Source organism: Streptomyces sp. NBRC 110028 (genome assembly GCF_001417735.1).
Taxonomy (GTDB): domain Bacteria; phylum Actinomycetota; class Actinomycetes; order Streptomycetales; family Streptomycetaceae; genus Streptomyces.
The window spans coordinates 287705-306930 of the sequence record NZ_BBUZ01000022.1 but is presented as its reverse complement, the minus strand read 5'-3'; the positions used below and the strand labels follow the sequence as shown (position 1 = coordinate 306930).

At 73.3% G+C, this 19226-nt stretch carries 17 protein-coding genes; 13 read left to right on the top strand and 4 right to left on the bottom strand.

Features of this window, described 5'->3' with window-relative positions:
• Positions 1–8 precede the first annotated feature (8 nt).
• Positions 9–497 (bottom strand): Lrp/AsnC family transcriptional regulator, encoded by a 489-nt coding sequence (locus tag ASC60_RS01480; protein ID WP_055545869.1) that lies wholly within the window; start codon positions 495–497, stop codon positions 9–11.
• Positions 498–677: 180 nt separating this feature from the next.
• Between ASC60_RS01480 and pdhA (ASC60_RS01475) the strand changes: the two genes are divergently transcribed.
• From pdhA (ASC60_RS01475) to ASC60_RS01430, 10 genes are all read left to right on the top strand, one after another.
• Positions 678–1805, top strand: coding sequence for a pyruvate dehydrogenase (acetyl-transferring) E1 component subunit alpha (gene pdhA, locus ASC60_RS01475; RefSeq protein WP_055545867.1), 1128 nt, complete (start codon positions 678–680; stop codon positions 1803–1805).
• Positions 1802–2842, top strand: coding sequence for an alpha-ketoacid dehydrogenase subunit beta (locus ASC60_RS01470; protein ID WP_055545865.1), 1041 nt, complete (start codon positions 1802–1804; stop codon positions 2840–2842). The genes pdhA (ASC60_RS01475) and ASC60_RS01470 overlap by 4 nt, the downstream gene beginning before the upstream one ends.
• Complete coding sequence (locus ASC60_RS01465) at positions 2842–4110, top strand: dihydrolipoamide acetyltransferase family protein (protein WP_055545863.1); 1269 nt, start codon at positions 2842–2844, stop codon at positions 4108–4110. The genes ASC60_RS01470 and ASC60_RS01465 overlap by 1 nt, the downstream gene beginning before the upstream one ends.
• A gap of 70 nt (positions 4111–4180) precedes the next feature.
• A complete protein-coding gene (locus tag ASC60_RS01460; protein WP_055545861.1) occupies positions 4181–4999 on the top strand; it encodes an NTP transferase domain-containing protein in 819 nt (272 codons plus the stop codon).
• Positions 4996–6750: a molybdopterin molybdotransferase MoeA gene (locus tag ASC60_RS01455; RefSeq protein WP_055545859.1), complete on the top strand. Its 1755-nt coding sequence runs from the start codon at positions 4996–4998 to the stop codon at positions 6748–6750. The genes ASC60_RS01460 and ASC60_RS01455 overlap by 4 nt, the downstream gene beginning before the upstream one ends.
• Positions 6747–7805, top strand: coding sequence for a TrkA family potassium uptake protein (locus tag ASC60_RS01450; RefSeq protein WP_055545857.1), 1059 nt, complete (start codon positions 6747–6749; stop codon positions 7803–7805). Before ASC60_RS01455 ends, ASC60_RS01450 begins: the two co-directional genes overlap by 4 nt.
• Before the next feature lie 10 nt (positions 7806–7815).
• Positions 7816–8793, top strand: coding sequence for an NAD(P)H-quinone oxidoreductase (locus ASC60_RS01445; RefSeq protein WP_055545855.1), 978 nt, complete (start codon positions 7816–7818; stop codon positions 8791–8793).
• Positions 8794–9054: 261 nt separating this feature from the next.
• Positions 9055–9510, top strand: a complete 456-nt coding sequence (locus ASC60_RS01440) for a hypothetical protein (protein WP_055545853.1) — start codon at positions 9055–9057, stop codon at positions 9508–9510.
• A gap of 98 nt (positions 9511–9608) precedes the next feature.
• Complete coding sequence (locus tag ASC60_RS01435) at positions 9609–10172, top strand: bacterial proteasome activator family protein (RefSeq protein WP_079038089.1); 564 nt, start codon at positions 9609–9611, stop codon at positions 10170–10172.
• A gap of 181 nt (positions 10173–10353) precedes the next feature.
• A complete protein-coding gene (locus ASC60_RS01430) occupies positions 10354–11256 on the top strand; it encodes an NAD(P)-dependent oxidoreductase (RefSeq protein ID WP_055545851.1) in 903 nt (300 codons plus the stop codon).
• A gap of 15 nt (positions 11257–11271) precedes the next feature.
• On the opposite strand, the gene ASC60_RS01425 is transcribed toward ASC60_RS01430, so the two are convergent.
• A complete protein-coding gene (locus tag ASC60_RS01425; protein WP_055545849.1) occupies positions 11272–12954 on the bottom strand; it encodes a protein kinase in 1683 nt (560 codons plus the stop codon).
• A 312-nt stretch (positions 12955–13266) separates the two neighbouring features.
• On the opposite strand from ASC60_RS01425, the gene ASC60_RS01420 reads away from it, so the two are divergent.
• Positions 13267–14871, top strand: coding sequence for a protein kinase (locus ASC60_RS01420; protein ID WP_079038088.1), 1605 nt, complete (start codon positions 13267–13269; stop codon positions 14869–14871).
• Between the two features lie 80 nt (positions 14872–14951).
• Here the strand turns inward: ASC60_RS01420 and ASC60_RS01415 are convergent, their stop codons facing one another.
• A complete protein-coding gene (locus tag ASC60_RS01415) occupies positions 14952–15989 on the bottom strand; it encodes a phosphotransferase (protein WP_055545845.1) in 1038 nt (345 codons plus the stop codon).
• Positions 15990–16090: 101 nt separating this feature from the next.
• Positions 16091–16744 carry a response regulator transcription factor gene (locus ASC60_RS01410; RefSeq protein WP_055545843.1) on the bottom strand — a complete coding sequence of 218 codons (654 nt, stop codon included), beginning with the start codon at positions 16742–16744 and terminating at the stop codon, positions 16091–16093.
• A gap of 324 nt (positions 16745–17068) precedes the next feature.
• Between ASC60_RS01410 and pdhA (ASC60_RS01405) the strand changes: the two genes are divergently transcribed.
• Both pdhA (ASC60_RS01405) and ASC60_RS01400 read left to right on the top strand, forming a co-directional pair.
• Entirely contained in the window at positions 17069–18232 is a 1164-nt protein-coding gene (gene pdhA, locus ASC60_RS01405) for a pyruvate dehydrogenase (acetyl-transferring) E1 component subunit alpha (RefSeq protein ID WP_055545839.1), read from the top strand.
• 1 nt (position 18233) lies between these two features.
• A complete protein-coding gene (locus ASC60_RS01400) occupies positions 18234–19214 on the top strand; it encodes an alpha-ketoacid dehydrogenase subunit beta (protein WP_055545837.1) in 981 nt (326 codons plus the stop codon).
• Positions 19215–19226: the final 12 nt, after the last annotated feature.

Genomic DNA, 19226 nt, shown 5'->3' with positions numbered 1-19226 from the left:
GAAAGACCCTAGACGTCGGGGTCCAGGTCCGTTTCCTCGAAGACCAGCAGGGTGCGGGTGCTCAGCACCTCCGGTATGGCCTGGATCCGGGTGAGGACCAGTTCACGCAGCGAGCGGTTGTCCTCGGTGTGCACCAGCAGCAGCACGTCGAAATCCCCGCCGACCAGGGCGATGTGCGCCGCCCCGGGCAGCAGTCCGAGCTGTTCGCGCACGGTGCGCCAGGAGTTCTGCACGATCTTCAGCGTGATGTACGCGGACGCCCCCTGCCCGGCCCGCTCCTGGTCCACCCGGGCGCTGAAGCCCCGGATCACCCCGTCGTCCAGCAGCCGGTTGATCCGGGCGTAGGCGTTGGCGCGGGAGACGTGCACCTGCTCGGCCACGGAACGTATGGAGGCCCGGCCGTCCGTCCGGAGCAGCCGCAGGATGTCGCGGTCGATGGGGTCCAGGGGCCGTGTGGGAGGCTTGCCGTCCGGATTGGCCATCTGTTCGCCCCGCATCCCGCCCCGCCTCCCCTTCATGGACGTCCTGTCTTCATCTCACGTGGCGCAGAACCGTTTGTCCACAGGCTCGGGTCGCCTGTAGCCAAAATGCGTCAACGACCGAACAATCGGTAGGTGAGGGTGCTGCCGCACGGCACGCCCGCCCTCCAGCAGTCTGCCCGCCCAGGAGGTCGTGTCATGACGGTCCTAGAGCAGCCCGGCGCCTACCGCCCCACTCCCCCGCCCGCCTGGCGGCCCCGCACCGACGCCGCACCGCTGCTGCCCGACCCCGAGCCGTACCGCCTGCTGGGCACCTCCGCCGCCGCCGGCCTCGCCCCCGGCCTGCTGACCAGGCTCCACCGGGAGCTGGTGCACGGCCGCCGTTACAACGCGCAGGCCACCGCCCTCACCCGGCAGGGCCGGCTGGCCGTCTACCCCTCCTCGACCGGGCAGGAGGCCTGCCAGGTGGCCGCCGGTCTGGTGCTGGAGGAGCGCGACTGGCTCTTCCCCAGCTACCGGGACACCCTGGCCGCCGTCGTCCGCGGGCTCGACCCCGTCCAGGCCCTCACCCTGCTGCGCGGCGACTGGCACTCGGGTTACGACCCCCGGGAGCACCGGGTCGCCCCGCTGAGCACCCCGCTGGCCACCCAGCTGCCGCACGCGGTCGGCCTGGCCCACGCCGCGCGCCTCAAGGGCGACGATGTCGTGGCGCTCGCCCTGGTCGGCGACGGCGGCACCAGCGAGGGCGACTTCCACGAGGCGCTCAACTTCGCGGCGGTCTGGCAGGCCCCCGTCGTCTTCCTCGTCCAGAACAACGGCTTCGCGATCTCCGTCCCGCTCGCCAAGCAGACCGCCGCCCCCTCCCTGGCCCACAAGGCGGTCGGTTACGGGATGCCCGGCAGGCTCGTCGACGGCAACGACGCGGCCGCCGTCCACCACGTCCTCGGCGAGGCCGTCCGCCGGGCCCGGGGCGGTGGCGGCCCCACCCTGGTGGAGGCCGTCACCTACCGGGTCGACGCCCACACCAACGCCGACGACGCCACCCGCTACCGCTCCGACGCCGAGGTCGAGGCGTGGCGCGAACATGACCCGATCGTGCTCCTGGAGGCGGCCATGCGGGACCGCGGGCTGCTCGACGACGACGGCGTCCGGGCCGTGCGCGAATCCGCCGAGCGGCTCGCCGCCGATCTGCGGACGCGGCTGCACCAGGAGCCGGTCCTCGACCCCCTGGAGCTGTTCGAGCACGTCTACGCCGAGAAGACCGGTCAGCTGCGGGAGCAGGCGGCGCAGCTGCGGGCCGAGCTGGACGCCGAGGGGGAGCGATGACCACCGCCACCGAGCGCAAGCCCGCCACCATGGCCCAGGCCCTCGGCCGGGCGCTGCGCGACGCCATGGCCGCCGACCCGGCCGTCCATGTCCTCGGTGAGGACGTCGGCACCCTGGGCGGCGTCTTCCGGGTCACCAGCGGGCTCGCCGAGGAGTTCGGCGACGACCGCTGTACGGACACGCCGCTGGCGGAGGCGGGCATCCTGGGCACCGCCGTCGGCATGGCCATGTACGGGCTGCGGCCCGTCGTCGAGATGCAGTTCGACGCCTTCGCCTACCCGTCCTTCGAGCAGCTCGTCAGCCATGTCTCCCGCATGCGCAACCGCACCAGGGGCGCGGTGCCGCTGCCGATCACCGTGCGCGTGCCGTACGGGGGCGGCATCGGCGGTGTCGAGCACCACAGCGACTCCTCCGAGGCGTACTACATGGCCACCCCCGGCCTCCATGTCGTCGCCCCGGCGACCGTCGCCGACGCGTACGGGCTGCTGCGGGCCGCCATCGCCTCCGACGACCCGGTCGTCTTCCTCGAACCCAAGCGGCTGTACTGGTCCAAGGCCGACTGGGACGCCGAGCGCCCGGACGAGGTCCCGCCGATCGGACGGGCGGTGGTCCACCCCGGGACCGGCCCGGGCGGGGGCCGGAGCGCCACGCTGATCTCGTACGGGCCCTCCGTCCCGGTGTGTCTGGAGGCCGCCGAGGCGGCCCGGGCCGAGGGCTGGCGCCTGGAGGTCGTCGACCTGCGCTCGCTCGTCCCCTTCGACGACGACACCGTGTGCGCCTCCGTGCGTCGCACCGGGCGGGCGGTCGTCGTCCATGAGGCCGCCGGCTTCGGCGGCCCCGGCGGCGAGATCGCCGCCCGTGTCACCGAGCGGTGCTTCCACCACCTGGAGGCGCCGGTGCTGCGGGTCGCCGGATTCGACATCCCGTATCCGCCACCGATGCTCGAGCGGCACCATCTGCCCGGCGTGGACCGGGTGCTGGACGCCGTCGCCCGGCTGCAGTGGGAGTCCGAGTGGACCGAGGGGAGCACGGTCTGATGGCTGTCGTGCGGGAGTTCACGCTGCCCGATCTGGGGGAGGGGCTGACCGGGGCGGAGATCGTGCGCTGGCTGGTCCAGGTCGGCGATGTCGTCGCGGTCGACCAGCCGGTCGTGGAGGTCGAGACCGCGAAGGCCATGGTGGACGTGCCGTGCCCGTATGCCGGGGTGGTGACGGCGCGCTTCGGGGAGGAGGGCACCGAGCTGCCGGTGGGGGCGCCGCTGCTGACGGTGGCGGATTCCGGTGCGTCCGGTGAGCCGGACGCGGTGGGGGGCCGCGTCGAGGCCGAGGCCGAGGCCGAGGGCTCCGGCAATGTGCTCGTCGGCTACGGCACGGCCGCCCCCGCCGAGCGGCGGCGCCGGGTGCGTCCCGCCAACGGAGAGGTGACGGCCAAGCCCGCGGAGGGTCCCGTTCCGGTGATCTCTCCCCTGGTCCGGCGGCTTGCCCGGCAGCACGGCATCGACCTGCGGCAGCTGGTGGGCTCCGGCCCCGAGGGCCTGATTCTGCGCGCCGATGTCGAGCGGGCCGCCGTTCCCCGCACGGCGGCGGAGACGCCCGGCGAGAGGGACGGCGAGAGGGGCGGGGAGCGCGTCCCGCTGCGCGGGGTGCGGGGCGCGGTGGCCGACAAGCTCGCGCGCAGCCGCCGCGAGATCCCCGACGCGACCTGCTGGGTGGACGCCGACGCGACCGAACTGCTCGCCGCGCGCACCGCCATGAACGCCACCGGCGGTCCCAAGATCTCCGTGCTCGCCTTGCTGGCCCGTATCTGCACGGCGGCCCTCGCGCGCTTCCCGGACCTGAACGCGACGGTCGACATGGAGCACCGTGAGGTGGTCCGGCTCGGCGAGGTGCACCTGGGGTTCGCCGCGCAGACGGACCGCGGTCTCGTCGTCCCCGTCGTGCGCGACGCCCACACGCGCAGCGTCGAGGGGCTGGCCGCCGAGATGGCGCGCCTGACCGAGGCCGCGCGTGCGGGCACGCTGTCCCCCGCCGATCTCACCGGCGGCACGTTCACGCTGAACAACTACGGAGTGTTCGGGGTCGACGGCTCCACCCCGATCATCAACCACCCCGAGGCGGCCATGCTCGGCGTCGGCCGGATCGCCGCCAAGCCCTGGGTGCACGACGGGGAGCTGGCGGTCCGCCAGGTCGTGCAGCTGTCGTTCACGTTCGACCACCGGGTGTGCGACGGCGGGACGGCGGGCGGGTTCCTGCGGTACGTGGCGGACTGCGTCGAGCAGCCCTCGGTGCTGTTGCGGGCGCTGTAGGGGGTGCCTTGTCGATCAGGCGGGAGCCCGGCGTGTCGGCGAGGCACCCCCTAACGGCCATACTCGGGGGGTGACGTATGACGCGGTGATCCTGGCCGGGGGTGCCGCCCGGCGGCTCGGCGGCGTGGACAAGCCCGCGCTGCGCGTGGGCGGGCGGGCCCTGCTGGACCGGGTGCTGGGGGCGTGCCGGGGAGCCGGGCGGACCGTGGTCGTCGGGCCGCGCCGGCCCACCGCGCGGCCCGTGCGGTGGGCGCGGGAGGAGCCGCCCGGGGGCGGGCCGGTCGCGGCCGTCGACGCGGGCGTGCGGGGGACCACCGCGCCCGTCGTGCTCCTGCTCTCCGCCGATCTGCCGTTCCTCACCGGGGAGACCGTGCAGGCCCTGCTCGGCGGGCTCGGTCAGGCCGACGGTGCCGTGCTCGTCGATCCCGACGGGCGCGAGCAGCCCCTGGTCGCCGCCTACCGCGCCGAACCGCTGCGGCGCGAGATCGCCCTGCTCGCCACCGAGCACGGCGGCCTCGGCGGGCTGCCGCTCCGGCTGCTGACCGGTGAGCTGAGCCTTCACCACATCCCGCACGCCACCGCCTCCTTCGACTGCGACACCTGGGAGGACATCACGACAGCCCGTGCGCGGATCAGGGAGCATGGACGGGTGCTGGAAGAATGGATTGCCGCAGTCAAAGCGGAACTGGGTCTCGACCTCGATGTCGACACCGCCGCCCTCCTCGACCTGGCCCGGGACGCCGCGCATGGTGTCGCCCGGCCCGCCGCCCCGCTGACCACGTTCCTCGTCGGCTATGCCGCCGCGCAGCAGGGCGGCGGTCCCGAGGCCCTGGCCGCCGCCAGCCGCAAGGCGGCGGCCCTGGCGGCGCGTTGGGCTGACGAGGAATGACACGGCGGGAGCCCCGTCCCGGGGACGCCGACAAGCTCGACCGCCAGGTCGACGAGGCCCTGGCCCTGGCCAACGAGAAGGCCACCGCCGCGCGGGCTTCGCGACCGCTGGACGACCCGGACCCCGAGCTGGGCTGGCCCCCGCCCAGCGTGGTGCGCACGATCCGCCACGGCGTCCCCGAGCCCCAGGCGGCGCCGAGGGACGAGCCGGACGAGGCGCTGGGCTGGCCGCCCCCGAGCATCCGGCCGGTGCCACCGGACGAAGGCCCCGCCCCCGCGCCCGCCCCCGCGCCCGACGCGCGCCCGGACGGCCCCGAGCCCGACCCAGGGAAGCGCGCCGCCGGGAAGCGCGCCCCCGGGAAGCGCGCCGCCGGGAAGCGCGCCCCCGGGAAGCGCGCCGCAGCGAAACCCGCCCCCCGGAAGCCCGCACCCGAGGACACCGCACCCCCCACACCACCCGAGGCCCCCCTGACTTCCTGGCCCGACGCCCGCCGCATCGCCGCCCGCGCCCCCGCCAGGGCCGTCGCCAGGGCGGCGCCGGTCCTGCGGGCGCTGGACGACGCGCTCGGCCACGTCCTCGCCGAACCCCTCACCGCGCTGACCGATCTGCCGCCGTTCGACACGTCCGCCATGGACGGCTGGGCCCTCGCCGGGCCCGGCCCGTGGCGGCTCACGGGAGGCCGTACGGGGCGCGGGATCCTGGCGGGGACCGGTGCGGTGGAGCCGTTGTCCGACGGGCACGCCGTGCGGATCGCCACCGGCGCCCGGATCCCGCCCGGCGCCACCGCCGTGTTGCGGACGGAGTACGGCGCGGACACCGGGGACGGCCGGCTGTACGCGGCGAAGGCCCCCCGGCCGGTCGGCTTCGGGCAGGACATCCGCCCGCGCGGCCAGGAGTGCCGCAGCGGCGATCAGCTGCTGCCCGCGGGCACCCGGGTCACGCCCGCCGTGCTGGGGCTCGCGGCCGCCGCCGGATACGACGAGGTGGCGACCGTCCGCAGGCCGCGGGTGGAGGTGCTGGTCCTCGGGGACGAGCTGCTGCACCGGGGGCTGCCCCGCGAGGGCGGTATCCGGGACGCGCTGGGGCCCATGCTGGGGCCGTGGCTGCGGGCGCTGGGCGCGGAGGTGTCCGGCACCCGCCGGGTGTCCGACGAGGCGGACGCGCTGTACGAGGCGCTCGACGGCTGTTGCGCGGACCTGGTGGTGACGACGGGCGGCACGGCGGCGGGCCCGGTGGACCATGTGCACCCCACGCTGCACCGGCTGGGCGCCGAGCTGCTGGTCGACGGGGTGGAGGTGCGGCCGGGCCATCCGATGCTGCTGGCCCGCCTCGGCCCCGAACGACACCTGGTCGGCCTGCCGGGCAATCCGCTGGCCGCCGTATCGGGGCTGCTGACGCTCGCGGAGCCGCTGCTGCGGACACTGACGGGCCGCCCCGCGCCCGAGCGCCACCCGGCCCCGCTGGCCGAGGCGGTGAGCGGGCATCCGCACCACACCCGGCTGGTGCCGGTGGCGTTCCGGTACGACGAGGCGCGGCCGCTGCGCTTCAGCGGCCCGGCGATGCTGCGCGGCGTCGCGGTCGCGGACGGTCTCGCGGTGATCCCGCCGGGCGGGGCCGGGCGCGGCGCGGAGGTCGAGGTGCTGGAACTGCCCTGGTCGAGCCGGACCGGCGAGCACGGCGCGTCCCACCGGGCCGGCGGCGGGAGCCAGGAGGACGACGATGGCATATGCACCCAGGAGGGCCACGCGTGAAGCTGCCCAGTCATGACGCGGCGGCCCGTACGCCACCGGAGGACACCGGCCACCGCGTACAGCTGCCGCGCTATCCGGACGGCCCGCTGCGCCAGGTGGGCCGCCGGCTGCTGCTGGCGCTCCTCGTCCTGGTGCTGACGGTCCTGATCGTCTACCTGGACCGGTCCGGCTACCACGACAACGCCGACGACAACGTCGACTTCCTCGACTCCGTCTACTACTCCACCGTGACGCTGTCGACGACCGGCTACGGCGACATCGTCCCGTACAGCGACAGCGCCCGGCTCACCAACATCCTGCTGGTCACCCCGCTGCGCGTGCTGTTCCTGATCATCCTGGTCGGCACCACGCTCGAAGTCCTCGCCGAGCGCACCCGCGAGCAATACCGCCTGAACCGCTGGAGGTCCGCCTTGCGCGATCACACCATCGTCGTCGGCTTCGGCACCAAGGGCCGGTCCGCCGTCCAGACGCTCTGCGCGGGCGGGCTGCCCAAGGGCCGGGTCGTGGTGGTCGACCCGAACCACAAGGTGATCGAGTCCGCGACCTCGGAGGGGTTCGCGGGCGTGGTGGGGGACGCGACGCACAGCGATGTGCTGCTGCGGGCGGAGGCGCACCGGGCCCGTCAGTTCGTGATCGCGACCCAGCGGGACGATACGGCGGTGCTGGTCACGCTGACCGCGCGGCAGCTCAACAAGAGCGCCAACATCGTGGCGGCGGTCCGTGAGGAGGAGAACGCGCCGCTGCTGCGCCAGTCCGGCGCGGACGCGGTGATCACGAGCGCGAGCGCGGCGGGACGGCTGCTGGGGCTGAGCGTGCAGTCGCCGACCGCGGGCGCGGTGATCGAGGACCTGATCCAGCAGGGCAGCGGCCTGGACCTGGTGGAGCGCACGGTGGTGAAGTCCGAGGTGGGCAGGTCGGTGCGGGACACGGACGACCTCGTGGTGTCCGTACGGCGCGGGCACCGCCTGCTGGCGTACGACGACGCCGACGCGAGCCCGCTGCAGGCCGCCGATCGGCTGATCACCATCGTTCGCGCGCCGCTGCCCCAGGAGTAGCCTCGCGGCCATGCATGCGATCACCATTCCTGAACCCGGCGGCCCCGACGCACTGCAGTGGACGGAGGTGCCCGATCCCGTGCCCGGCGAGGGGGAGGTCCTGGTCGAGGTCGTGGCCAGCGGCGTCAACCGCGCCGATCTGATGCAGCGGCAGGGCCACTATCCGCCGCCGCCCGGCGCCCCCGAATACCCCGGCCTGGAGTGCTCGGGCCGGATCGTGGAGCTGGGCCCCGGCGTCAGCGGCTGGACGGTGGGCGACGAGGTGTGCGCGCTGCTGGCGGGCGGCGGGTACGCGGGGAAGGTGGCGGTCCCTTCGGGGCAGCTGCTGCCGGTCCCGGAGGACGTCGACCTGGTCACCGCCGCCGGACTGCCCGAAGTGACCGCGACCGTATGGTCGAACGTCTTCATGATCGCCCATCTCCGGCCGGGCGAGACGCTGTTGGTGCACGGCGGTTCGAGCGGCATCGGCACCATGGCCATCCAGCTCGCGAAGGCGGCCGGGGCGCGGGTGGCTGTCACGGCCGGGTCGGCGGAGAAGCTGGCGGCCTGCCGGGAGCTGGGGGCCGATGTGCTGATCAACTACCGCGAGCAGGACTTCGTCGAGGAGGTCCACGCGGCCACCGACGGGGCCGGGGCGGATGTCATCCTGGACATCGTCGGGGCGAAGTACCTGGACCGGAACGTGGACGCGCTGGCCGTCAACGGACGGCTGGCGATCATCGGTCTGCAGGGCGGGGCGAAGGCCGAGCTGAACCTGGTCAAGCTGCTGGGCAAGAGCGGCGCGGTGACGGCCACCGGGCTGCGGGGGCGTTCGCTCGCCCAGAAGGCGGCGATCGTCGCGGCCGTACGGGAGCATGTCTGGCCGCTGATCGGCAGCGGCCGGGTCCGCGCGATCGTGGACCGTACGCTCCCGATGCGGGAGGCCGCGGAGGCCCACCGGTGGATCGAGTCCAGCGGGCATGTCGGCAAGGTGCTGCTGACGGTCTGAGCGCGGGCGGTTCCCGGGCGCGGCCTGCGACGACGGCCGACGTGGCCTGTTCGGCCGCGCCCGGAATGCCCGTACCGTCCCGCTGTGTGACCCTCATCCCGTGAGGCCCGTGAGGCCCGTGAGGCCCGTGAGGCCCGTGAGGCCCGTGAGGCCCGTGAGGCCCGTGAGGCCTGTGAGGCCTGTAAGGCCCGTAAGGTCCGCAAGGCCGGTAAGGCCCGTAAGGCCGGTGAGGCGACGGCTCGGCAGGGGAGGGTGACGACCGTGAACCCCGCACTCCGTACCCTGCCCGCGACGGCCCTGCTGGCGGGCGCCGCCCTGCTAGCCGCCCCGCAGCCGGTGGCGCGCGCCGACGACGGCGATCTGGCGGGGACCCACGCGGGGGAGGGCCGGGCCCACCCCGGCCGGAGCGCGGCGCCCACCACCTCCCCCGACCCCTCGCCCACGCCCACGCCGACGGGCCCGAGCGGACGGGACCAGGCGGACCCGGGTTTGTCGCCGGCCCCGGACTGGACGCCCACCTCGCTTCGGCTCCCGCATGAGCGGGAGCGGCCCGGGGCGCGGGAGGTGCCCCGGGACGATCGTCCGTACGCCACCGAACGGACCGCCGCCGAGCCCGGGGACCGGATCACGCGGGTGCTGCCGCTGGGCACCGGGCTGGCGCTGGCCGGGCTGGGGCTCGGGCTGGCCTTCCTCGGCCTGCGGCTACGCCGTCGCTGAGGACGCTGAGGACGCTGAGGACGCGGAGGGCCCGGTTCCCGGGGGCCCGGGGCGACCCGCGGCCTCCCCCGGAGGTGCCGGTGCGGAACAATGGGGGTATGAACCAGCCGATGAACGAACGATCGCAGGAGAGCCCGCACGTCCTGGTCGTCGGTCCGGACGGCATGGCGCTCGGCGGTGTCGCTCCTGGCGATGGCAGTGGTGACGACGAGTCGCGCGAGGTTCCCGTGACGGACATGGTCGAACAGCCCGCGAAGGTCATGCGCATCGGAAGCATGATCAAGCAGCTGCTGGAGGAGGTCCGCGCGGCACCTCTCGACGAGGCGAGCCGCGCGCGTCTCAAGGAGATCCACGCCAGTTCGGTCAAGGAGCTGGAGGACGGTCTGGCCCCCGAGCTGATCGGGGAGCTGGAGCGGCTGTCGCTGCCCTTCACGGAGGAGACGATTCCGACCGAGGCGGAACTGCGCATCGCCCAGGCGCAGTTGGTCGGCTGGCTGGAGGGGCTGTTCCACGGCATCCAGACGACGCTGTTCGCCCAGCAGATGGCCGCCCGGGCGCAGCTGGAGCAGATGCGCAGGGCGCTGCCCCCGGGCGTCGGTGGCGAGGAGGCCCCGGGGATGGGGCCTGAGCACGGCGGTGCCCGCTCGGGCCCGTACCTGTAGCGGAGGCGCACACACCCCACGCGCACACACCCCACGCGCACATACTCCAGGCGGGCCGCCCCGGGACCGGAAGGTCCGGGGCGGCCCGCCGTTCGCGCGGGCAGGCTCGGCGAAGTGGCCCACGCTCCCGCCCCCGCATTGGCCCCTGACAGTGGTCCGGCGGCTCCCTAAGGTCGACCGCATGCGCATCTTCCTCGCCGGGGCGACCGGCGCCGTCGGCCGTCTCCTGGTCCCCCTGCTCGTCGCGGACGGGCACCAGGTCACCGGGACCGCCCGCACCGCCGGGGGCGCCGAGCGGCTGCGCGCCCAGGGCGCGACGGCCGTATCGCTGGACGTCTTCGACGCCGCGAGCGTGGAGCGTGCGGTCGCGGACGCCGCCCCGGACGCGGTGATCCACCAGCTGACCGCCCTCGCGGGCGGCAGCCGCGCCGAGAACGGGCGGATCCGCCGGGAGGGCACCCGGCACCTGGTGGACGCGGCGCTGCGCGCCGGGGTGCGGCGCATCGTCGCCCAGTCCATCTCCTGGGCGTACGAACCGGGCGCGACCCCGGCCGTCGAGTCCACCCCGCTCGACCTGGCCGCCCCGCCGTCGCGCGCCGCCATGGTGGGCAGCCTGCGGGCGCTGGAGGAGGCGGTGGCCGGGATCGAGACGCATGTGGTGCTGCGCTACGGGACGTTCTACGGCCCGGGCACCTGGTACGCGCCCGGCGGGGCGCTGGACGCCGTACTGCGTGGCGCGCCCCTTGAGGGGCCCGGTGCGCGGCCGGGGGCGGCGATGGTGGGGCAGGTGGTGGCGGACGGCGCGATCAGCTCGTTCGTGCACGTGGCGGACGCTGCCCGGGCCGCGGTCGCGGCGCTGGGCTGGCCGAGTGGCGCGGTGAACGTGGTGGACGACGAACCGGCGCCCGCCCGCGACTGGCTGCCCGCGCTCGCCACCGCCCTCGGCGCCCCGGCCCCGCCGCCCGCCGGGCCCGGCCGGGAGGGCTGGGCGCGCGGCGCCGACAACACCCTGGCCCACCGCCTGGGCTGGCGCCCCCTCCACCCGACCTGGCGCACCGGATTCCACGACCAGGAAAAGCGGTGAGGAGGGAGTGCTGCCTCAGCCCGGATTCCCGGTGGAGACCGTCAGCTCGATGGTGTCGGTGTCCGGGTTGTACGGCTCGTAGTTGCGGTACGTGTAGTTGAGGACCGTGCCCTTGCCCCACAGGTTCTCGTCCTGGGTCGTGACGCGGTACTTCCAGCCCGCGGCCCGGATGCACTTCTTCACCGAGTCGACGTAGAGGTTCTGGAAGTCGGGCACGCTGTAGGTGCCCTTCTCGTCGCTGTTCTCGTACGCGTCCTTGCACTTGGCCGGGTCGATCGTCTTCGTCTTGTCGCCCATGCGGAAGCCCGCGGCGGCCGTCGACGGGGGCGCGGAGGTCTTCTTGTCGCCGCCGCCCTCGCTCTGGTCCTTCTTCTCGCCGCCGCCCGGGCCGTTGAGGGCGACGACCACGACGACGCCGAGGACCGCGATCGCGGCCACCACGGCGGAGCCTATGATCACGCGCTTGTTGCTGTTGCCGCCGCCCGCGGAGCCCGGCGACCCCGGGGACCCCGGCGAGTGGGCCGGGGCGGGCGCGATGTTGTACGGCGGCGGGGTGTGCGAGCCGTGGCCGCCCTGGTACGGGGACGCGGGGGTGCCGTAGGGCTGCTGCCCCACCGGCTGGCTCGGCGGCGGCGGGGTGGACGGGCCGAAGGCGCCGTACTGCCCCGCTCCGGCCTGCGGCTGGTACGGCGTCTGGACGCTGCCGGGGCCGGGGGCGGGGGCCTGCTGGTCGACGGGCGGGAAGACCGCGGCGCCGACGCCGGAGCCGCTGGTCGCGGGCGGGCCGCCGGTGATGATGATCGGGGCCGCGCCGGTCTGGCCGGTGCGGGAGACGCGGGCGCACTCGTCGCGCATGGCCTCGGCGGTCGGGAAGCGCTCGTTCGGGTTCTTCTTCAGGGCGCGGGCGACCAGCGCGTCCACCGCGGGCGGGATGGACTGGTTGATCGAGGAGGGCGCGACCGGCTCCTCCTGCACGTGCGCGTACGCGATGGCGAGTGGCGAGTCGGCGTCGAAGGGGAGCCGGCCGGTCAGCAGCTCGAAGAGCATGATGCCGACCGAGTACAGGTCGCTGCGGGCGTCCACGCCACGGCCCAGCGCCTGCTCGGGCGAGAGGTACTGCGGGGTGCCGACGACCATGCCGGTCTGGGTCATGGAGGTGACCCCGGACTGCATGGCGCGGGCGATGCCGAAGTCCATGACTTTGACCACATTACGCTTGGTCATCATCACGTTACCGGGCTTGATGTCGCGGTGAACCAGCCCCATTTCGTGACTGATCTCCAGCGCCGCCAGAACATCACCGGTGATTTTCAGCGCCTTTTCGGTCGGCATCGCGCCGTGTTGCCGGACATCGGCGTCGAGAACGGAACGCAGCGGATGTCCCTCGACGTACTCCATGACGATGTACGGCATGAGCGTGTCGTCGATCGAATCCTCGCCGGTGTCGAAGACCGAGACGATATTGGTGTGCGTGAGCTTCGCCACGGCCTGGGCCTCGCGGCGGAAGCGCTCGCGGAAGGACTGTTCGCGGCCCAGCTCCGTGTGCAGCGTCTTGATCGCGACCTGGCGGTCCAGCACGGAGTCGTACGCGAGGTGCACCGACGCCATGCCGCCTTCGCCGAGCAGGTCCCGCAATTGGTAACGGCCGCCGGCCAGGGAACTGCCCTGGTAGCGACCAGGTGCGCCGTGCTGGCTCATGTTGTACTTCCCCCTCGGCGCACTCACCGTTCGGACCCGCACGTTTCGACGCCATGATCTTCGTGTTCCGGATATCGTGGCCAAGTCTGCCCCAGGCCACGGACACGTCAAGCCACGTGCCCGTTCCGTGACCGGATGCTCAAGAACCCGTCACGCGATTTGCAACACTTCACCGTCGACAGGTTTGATGGCCGGTCCATCACGAACCGATGCGCGGCGCGAAGGCTGTAGCGTGCCTAGGCAGGAACCGTACCGCCCGCGGGCGGGGCGATCTCGACCAGACCCCCACCTAGACCGAGACGGCGAGGACCGATGGCACAGACCCAGAGCGCCCAGGGGCCTTCAGAACCTGAGGCCACCGGGTCCGGAATGTCTGATGGGCCCGAGGTGTGGGGAAACGGTGGGCTGGTCGGCGATGGCCGCTACCGCCTCACCGGTCGCCTGGGCCGAGGCGGCATGGCGGAGGTCTTCGCCGCCGAGGACATCCGGCTCGGCCGAACGGTCGCGGTGAAGCTGCTCCGTGCCGACCTGGCCGAGGACCCGGTGTCCAAGGCCCGCTTCACCCGCGAGGCACAGTCCGTCGCCGGGCTGAACCACCACGCGGTCGTCGCGGTGTACGACTCCGGCGAGGACGTCGTCGGCCAGCGCACCGTGCCCTACATCGTGATGGAGCTGGTCGAGGGGCACACCATCCGCGACCTGTTGCTGAACGCCGAGGCGCCGCCGCCGGACCAGGCGCTGATCATCGTCTCCGGGGTGCTGGAGGCGCTGGCCTACAGCCATCAGCACGGCATCGTGCACCGTGACATCAAGCCCGCGAACGTGATCATCACCAACAGCGGCGCGGTCAAGGTGATGGACTTCGGCATCGCCCGCGCCCTGCACGGCGCGCAGTCCACCATGACCCAGACCGGCATGGTCATGGGCACCCCGCAGTACCTCTCGCCGGAGCAGGCGCTCGGCAAGGCCGTGGACCACCGCTCCGACCTGTACGCGACCGGGTGTCTGCTGTACGAACTCCTCGCGCTGCGCCCGCCGTTCACCGGTGAGACTCCTCTTTCGGTCGTTTATCAGCACGTTCAGGACACTCCGGTGCCACCGTCCGAAATTTCGGGCGGCACGGTGCCGCCGGAGCTGGACGGCCTGGTGATGCGCTCGCTCGCGAAGGACCCGGACGACCGGTTCCAGAGCGCCGAGGAGATGCGCGGACTGGTCCAGTACGCGCTGCAGATGCTCCAGGAGGCCGGTGGCCACACCGGGGTCTGGAACACCGGCCCGGTCACCCAGCACCTCGGCGGCTCCACGGGCGCGATGGGCATGGCGGGCATGGCGGGGACGACCGCGATGTCGCATCCCGGGCACGGCGACACCTCCCAGCAGCCGATGGCCGTGCCCGGCGTGGGCGACGGCGGCGGCTACGACGGCGGTTACGACGGGGGCTCCGGCCGGGGCCGGGGCGGCCGCGGCAAGCTGTGGCTGATCGCGGCGCTCGCCGTGATCGCCGTGGCGGTCGGGGTCGCGTTCGCGCTCAACTACGGCGGCGACGACGGCAAGGGCAAGCAGCCGAGCAAGAACCCGTCGTCGACCGCGCACAAGGAGACCAAGGGGCCGAGCAAGGAGCCCACGGAGGAGACGACGGCGCCGCCGACGAGCGACGGCTCCACCGGCGGGACGGGCGACTACACCCAGCCCCAGGACCCGACCGGCCCCTCGTACACCGGGCAGCCCACCGATCCCGGGGTGCCGAACGAGCCGACCAGCGGCCCGACCGACACCCCCACGGACACCGAGACCACGCCGGACGACGGCAGCACCCCGTCCACGCCGCCCGACGACGGCGGGACGACGCCGCCCGACGAAGGCGGCAGCGGCGAGCCGAGCGGCGGCGGGCTCCCGAGCGGCCAGGGCCTCGGCTGACCTCGTCCCATGACCATGGCTGCCCCGGCCCCGCGCGAGCGGTGCCGGGGCAGTCGCATGAGCGGGGGGAAGCGCGCGCCTCAGCCGCAGAAGGCGTCGCGGACCGCCCCGTACTCCCGCGTCCACCACACCACCAGCGCGGCCGCGGCCGGGAACTGCGGATCGGCGCGGTGGTCGCCGCGCTGGTAGCGCCAGCGCAGCATCCAGAAGTCGTTGAGCCGCTCCCACCACACCCGGTGCACGGCCGCGGCCATCTCGGCGGCCCCGGCGCCCGCCATGCGGCGGTAGGCCCGGGCGTAGGACCGGACCTTGGTCAGCTCCAGGGTGCCGCCGGGGCGTACGAAGAAGATCGCGGCGGCGCGTACGGCCTCCTCGGCGCGCGGCTGCACGCCCAGCCGGTCCCAGTCGACGATCGCGGCCGGTTCGGTGTCCCGGTAGAGCAGGTTCAGCGGGTGGAAGTCGCCGTGCACCCATCCCGTGGCCGGGATCGCGTCCGCCTCCGGGCGGCGGTGGGCGTGCCGCTCCAGCAGTGCGCGGCGCTCGGTCAGCCGGTGCTCGGCCAGTTCGTCGAAGGTGTCGCGCGGGCGGTGGCCGCGGACCAGGGCCAGCAGCTCGTCTATGACGGCGAAGGTGTCCTCGGGGTCGGCCGCGGGCTCCGGCGGCTCGCGGTCGCAGGCCCGGGCCCGCATGACCTGCTCCAGACAGGTGTGGGCGAACCCCAGCAGCCTGCCCAGCCCCCAGCACTGGGGCGTGGTCAGCGCGGCGCCGTCGCGGTGCCGCCCGTCGACCCAGGGGTGGAGGGCGTAACAGCGGCCGCCGATGACGGCGACCGTACGACCGTGGGCGTCCGGGACCGGCGGGGCGACCGGCAGGCCGAGCGCGCCCAGCCGCTGGGTGGCCCGGTGCTGGCGGGCGATGGCGGCGCGGTCGCCGTCGAGGTGGTGCTTGAGGAAGAACCGGCCGCGGGTGGTGGCGAGCCGGTAGCCGCGGTTGAGCAGACCCTCGGTGAGGGGGTCGCAGGACACCGGCTCACCGGCCCGGTCGTAGCGGCGGAGCAGGGCGCTCAGGGTTTCCCCGTCGGGAGCGGCCTCGGCGAGGTGTACAGGTGAGCGCGGCACCTGCCAGATGTTAGATCACCTGGCGTCACGGACCGTGCGCGAGTTGACGCGGCGGCCCGAATGGTGCTTGGGGGCGATCGGCCCGGGGCGAGATGCCCCTACTAGTTCTTCTGGGCCTGCATCCGGGCCACGAAGGCGGCGGCCTGCGAGCGGCGTTCCATGCCGAGCTTGGACAGCAGGCTGGAGACATAGTTCTTGATGGTCTTCTCGGCGAGGTGCAGCCGCTCGCCGATCACCCGGTTGGTCAGCCCTTCCCCGATCAGGATCAGGATCCGGCGCTCCTGCTCGGTGAGGGCGGCGAGCCGGTCGTCGGGTTTGGCACCGCCGCGCAGCCGCTCCAGCACCCGGGCGGTGGCCACCGGGTCGAGCAGCGAACGGCCCGCGGCCACGTCCCGGACGGCGGCGAGCAGTTCGCTGCCGCGGATGTCCTTGAGCACATAGCCGGACGCGCCCGCCATGATCGCGTCGAACAGGGCCTCGTCGTCGGCGAAGGAGGTGAGCATCATGCAGCGGATGGCCTCGTCGCGCGAGCGGATCTCCCGGCAGACCTCGACGCCGCTGCGGTCGGGGAGCCGGATGTCGAGCACGGCGACGTCGGGGCGGGTCGCGAGGATCCGGGCGAGGGCGTCGGCCGCGGTGCCCGCCTCGCCGACCACCTCCATGTCCGGCTCGGCGGCCAGCAGCTCGCGCACGCCACGTCGTACGACTTCATGGTCGTCGAGTAGGAAAATCCTGATTTTTCCTTCTTCGCGCACGGCTCCAGTCTCACATACGAAGTCTTCCCGTGCCTTTGTCCAGCGGGATAACGTGCGATGGACCGACGGTCGGCGAGGCTGTGACCAGTGGATGTTCACCCAAGCGCGCGATTTACTTGGAAATCCAAGCAAAATTGCAGGTCAGGTGGGGTTTCGCAGAGATGCGGAGCACTGGGTAACGTGCCTTGTGCGGGGCCGACCGCCGGGAACCTGTCACGCCCGGACGGACGTTTCGTCGCACCCACCCCGTGCGTCGTCGTCGGACGGGCGAGCCGCAACTGGCCGCCGGCGGATCCCGGAGGCCGGACAGACGGAGGAGCACACGTGACCGTGGAGAGCACTGCCGCGCGCAAGCCGCGCCGCAGCGGAGCCAAGCGCAGCACCAGCGCGCGGAGCACGAAGAAGCAGTCGGCGGAGCCGGAGCTCGTACAGCTGCTGACCCCGGAGGGCGAGCGGGTCGAGCACCCCGAGTACGCGATCGACCTGACCCCCGACGAGCTGCGCGGCCTGTACCGGGACATGGTGCTGACGCGGCGCTTCGACGCCGAGGCCACCACCCTCCAGCGCCAGGGCGAACTGGGCCTGTGGGCCTCGCTGCTCGGCCAGGAGGCCGCGCAGATCGGCTCCGGCCGGGCGCTGCGCGACGACGACTACGTCTTTCCGACCTACCGTGAGCACGGCGTCGCCTGGTGCCGTGGGGTCGACCCGACCAATCTGCTGGGCATGTTCCGTGGGGTGAACCACGGCGGCTGGGATCCCAACAGCAACAACTTCCACCTGTACACCATCGTCATCGGCGCGCAGACGCTGCACGCCACCGGCTACGCGATGGGCGTGGCCAAGGACGGCGCGGACTCGGCCGTGCTGGCCTACTTCGGCGACGGCGCCTCCAGCCAGGGCGACGTGGCCGAGTCGTTCACCTACTCCGCGGTCTACAACGCCCCGGTCGTCTTCTTCTGCCAGAACAACCAGTGGGCCATCTCCGAGCCCACCGAGAAGCAGACCCGGGTGCCGCTCTACCAGCGCGCGCAAGGGTACGGCTTCCCCGGCGTCCGGGTGGACGGCAACGACGTGCTGGCCTGTCTCGCCGTCACCAAGGCGGCGCTGGAGCGGGCCCGCACCGGCCAGGGGCCGACGCTGGTCGAGGCGTTCACCTACCGCATGGGCGCCCACACCACCTCCGACGACCCGACGCGCTACCGCTCGTCGGAGGAGCGCGAGCTGTGGGAGACCAAGGACCCGATCCTGCGGCTGCGCACCCTCCTCAGCAACGAGAACCTCGCGGACGACGCGTTCTTCGGCGGGCTGGAGGAGGAGGCCGACGCGCTCGCCAAGCGGGTGCGGGAGGCGGTCCGGTCGATGCCCGACCCCGACCACATGGCGTTGTTCGAGCACACCTACGCCGACGGCCACGCCCTCGTGGACGAGGAGCGGGCCCAGTTCGCGGCGTACCAGGCTTCGTTCGTCACCGCCGAGGAAGGCATCTGACATGGCCGCTGAGAAGATGTCGCTCTCCAAGGCGATCAACGCGTCGCTGCGCACGGCCCTCGACAGCGACCCCAAGGTCCTGATCATGGGGGAGGACGTCGGCAAGCTCGGCGGCGTCTTCCGCGTCACCGACGGACTGCAGAAGGACTTCGGCGAGGACCGGGTCATCGACACCCCGCTGGCGGAGTCCGGCATCGTCGGCACCGCGATCGGGCTGGCGCTGCGCGGCTACCGGCCGGTGGTGGAGATCCAGTTCGACGGTTTCGTCTTCCCCGCGTACGACCAGATCGTCACCCAGCTCGCCAAGATGCACGCGCGGTCGCTCGGCAAGGTCAAGATGCCGGTCGTCATCCGCATCCCGTACGGCGGCGGCATCGGTGCGGTCGAGCACCACAGCGAGTCCCCCGAGGCGCTGTTCGCGCACGTCGCCGGGTTGAAGGTGATCTCGCCCTCCAACGCCTCCGACGCCTACTGGATGCTCCAGCAGGCCATCGGCAGCGACGACCCGGTGATCTACTTCGAGCCCAAGCGCCGCTACCACGACAAGGGCGAGGTCGACACCTCGGCGATCCCCGGCCCCCTGCACGCCGCGCGGGTGGCGCGGCCCGGCACCGACCTCACCCTCGCGGCCTACGGCCCGATGGTGAAGGTCGCGCTGGACGCCGCCGCGGCCGCCGCCGAGGAGGGCACGTCGCTGGAGGTCGTGGATCTGCGGTCGATGTCGCCGATCGACTTCGACACGGTCCAGCGGTCCGTCGAGCGGACCGGCAGGCTGGTCGTGGTGCATGAGGCACCGGTTTTCCTGGGGACCGGTGCGGAAATCGCCGCGCGCATCACCGAGCGGTGTTTCTACCACCTCCAGGCCCCGGTGCTGCGGGTCGGCGGCTATCACGCGCCGTACCCGCCCTCGCGGCTGGAGGACGAGTACCTGCCCGACCTGGACCGGGTGCTCGACGCCGTAGACCGTGCGTTGGCGTACTGAAGGGCTTGAGGA

Bases quoted from the DNA above. Each gene is read 5' to 3' on its own strand.
- ASC60_RS01480 (WP_055545869.1), bottom strand. From the start codon at position 497: ATGCGGGGCGAACAGATGGCCAATCCGGACGGCAAGCCTCCCACACGG.
- pdhA (WP_055545867.1), top strand. From the start codon at position 678: ATGACGGTCCTAGAGCAGCCCGGCGCCTACCGCCCCACTCCCCCGCCC.
- ASC60_RS01470 (WP_055545865.1), top strand. From the start codon at position 1,802: ATGACCACCGCCACCGAGCGCAAGCCCGCCACCATGGCCCAGGCCCTC.
- ASC60_RS01465 (WP_055545863.1), top strand. From the start codon at position 2,842: ATGGCTGTCGTGCGGGAGTTCACGCTGCCCGATCTGGGGGAGGGGCTG.
- ASC60_RS01455 (WP_055545859.1), top strand. From the start codon at position 4,996: ATGACACGGCGGGAGCCCCGTCCCGGGGACGCCGACAAGCTCGACCGC.
- ASC60_RS01445 (WP_055545855.1), top strand. From the start codon at position 7,816: ATGCATGCGATCACCATTCCTGAACCCGGCGGCCCCGACGCACTGCAG.
- ASC60_RS01435 (WP_079038089.1), top strand. From the start codon at position 9,609: ATGAACCAGCCGATGAACGAACGATCGCAGGAGAGCCCGCACGTCCTG.
- ASC60_RS01430 (WP_055545851.1), top strand. From the start codon at position 10,354: ATGCGCATCTTCCTCGCCGGGGCGACCGGCGCCGTCGGCCGTCTCCTG.
- ASC60_RS01425 (WP_055545849.1), bottom strand. From the start codon at position 12,954: ATGAGCCAGCACGGCGCACCTGGTCGCTACCAGGGCAGTTCCCTGGCC.
- ASC60_RS01420 (WP_079038088.1), top strand. From the start codon at position 13,267: ATGGCACAGACCCAGAGCGCCCAGGGGCCTTCAGAACCTGAGGCCACC.
- ASC60_RS01400 (WP_055545837.1), top strand. From the start codon at position 18,234: ATGGCCGCTGAGAAGATGTCGCTCTCCAAGGCGATCAACGCGTCGCTG.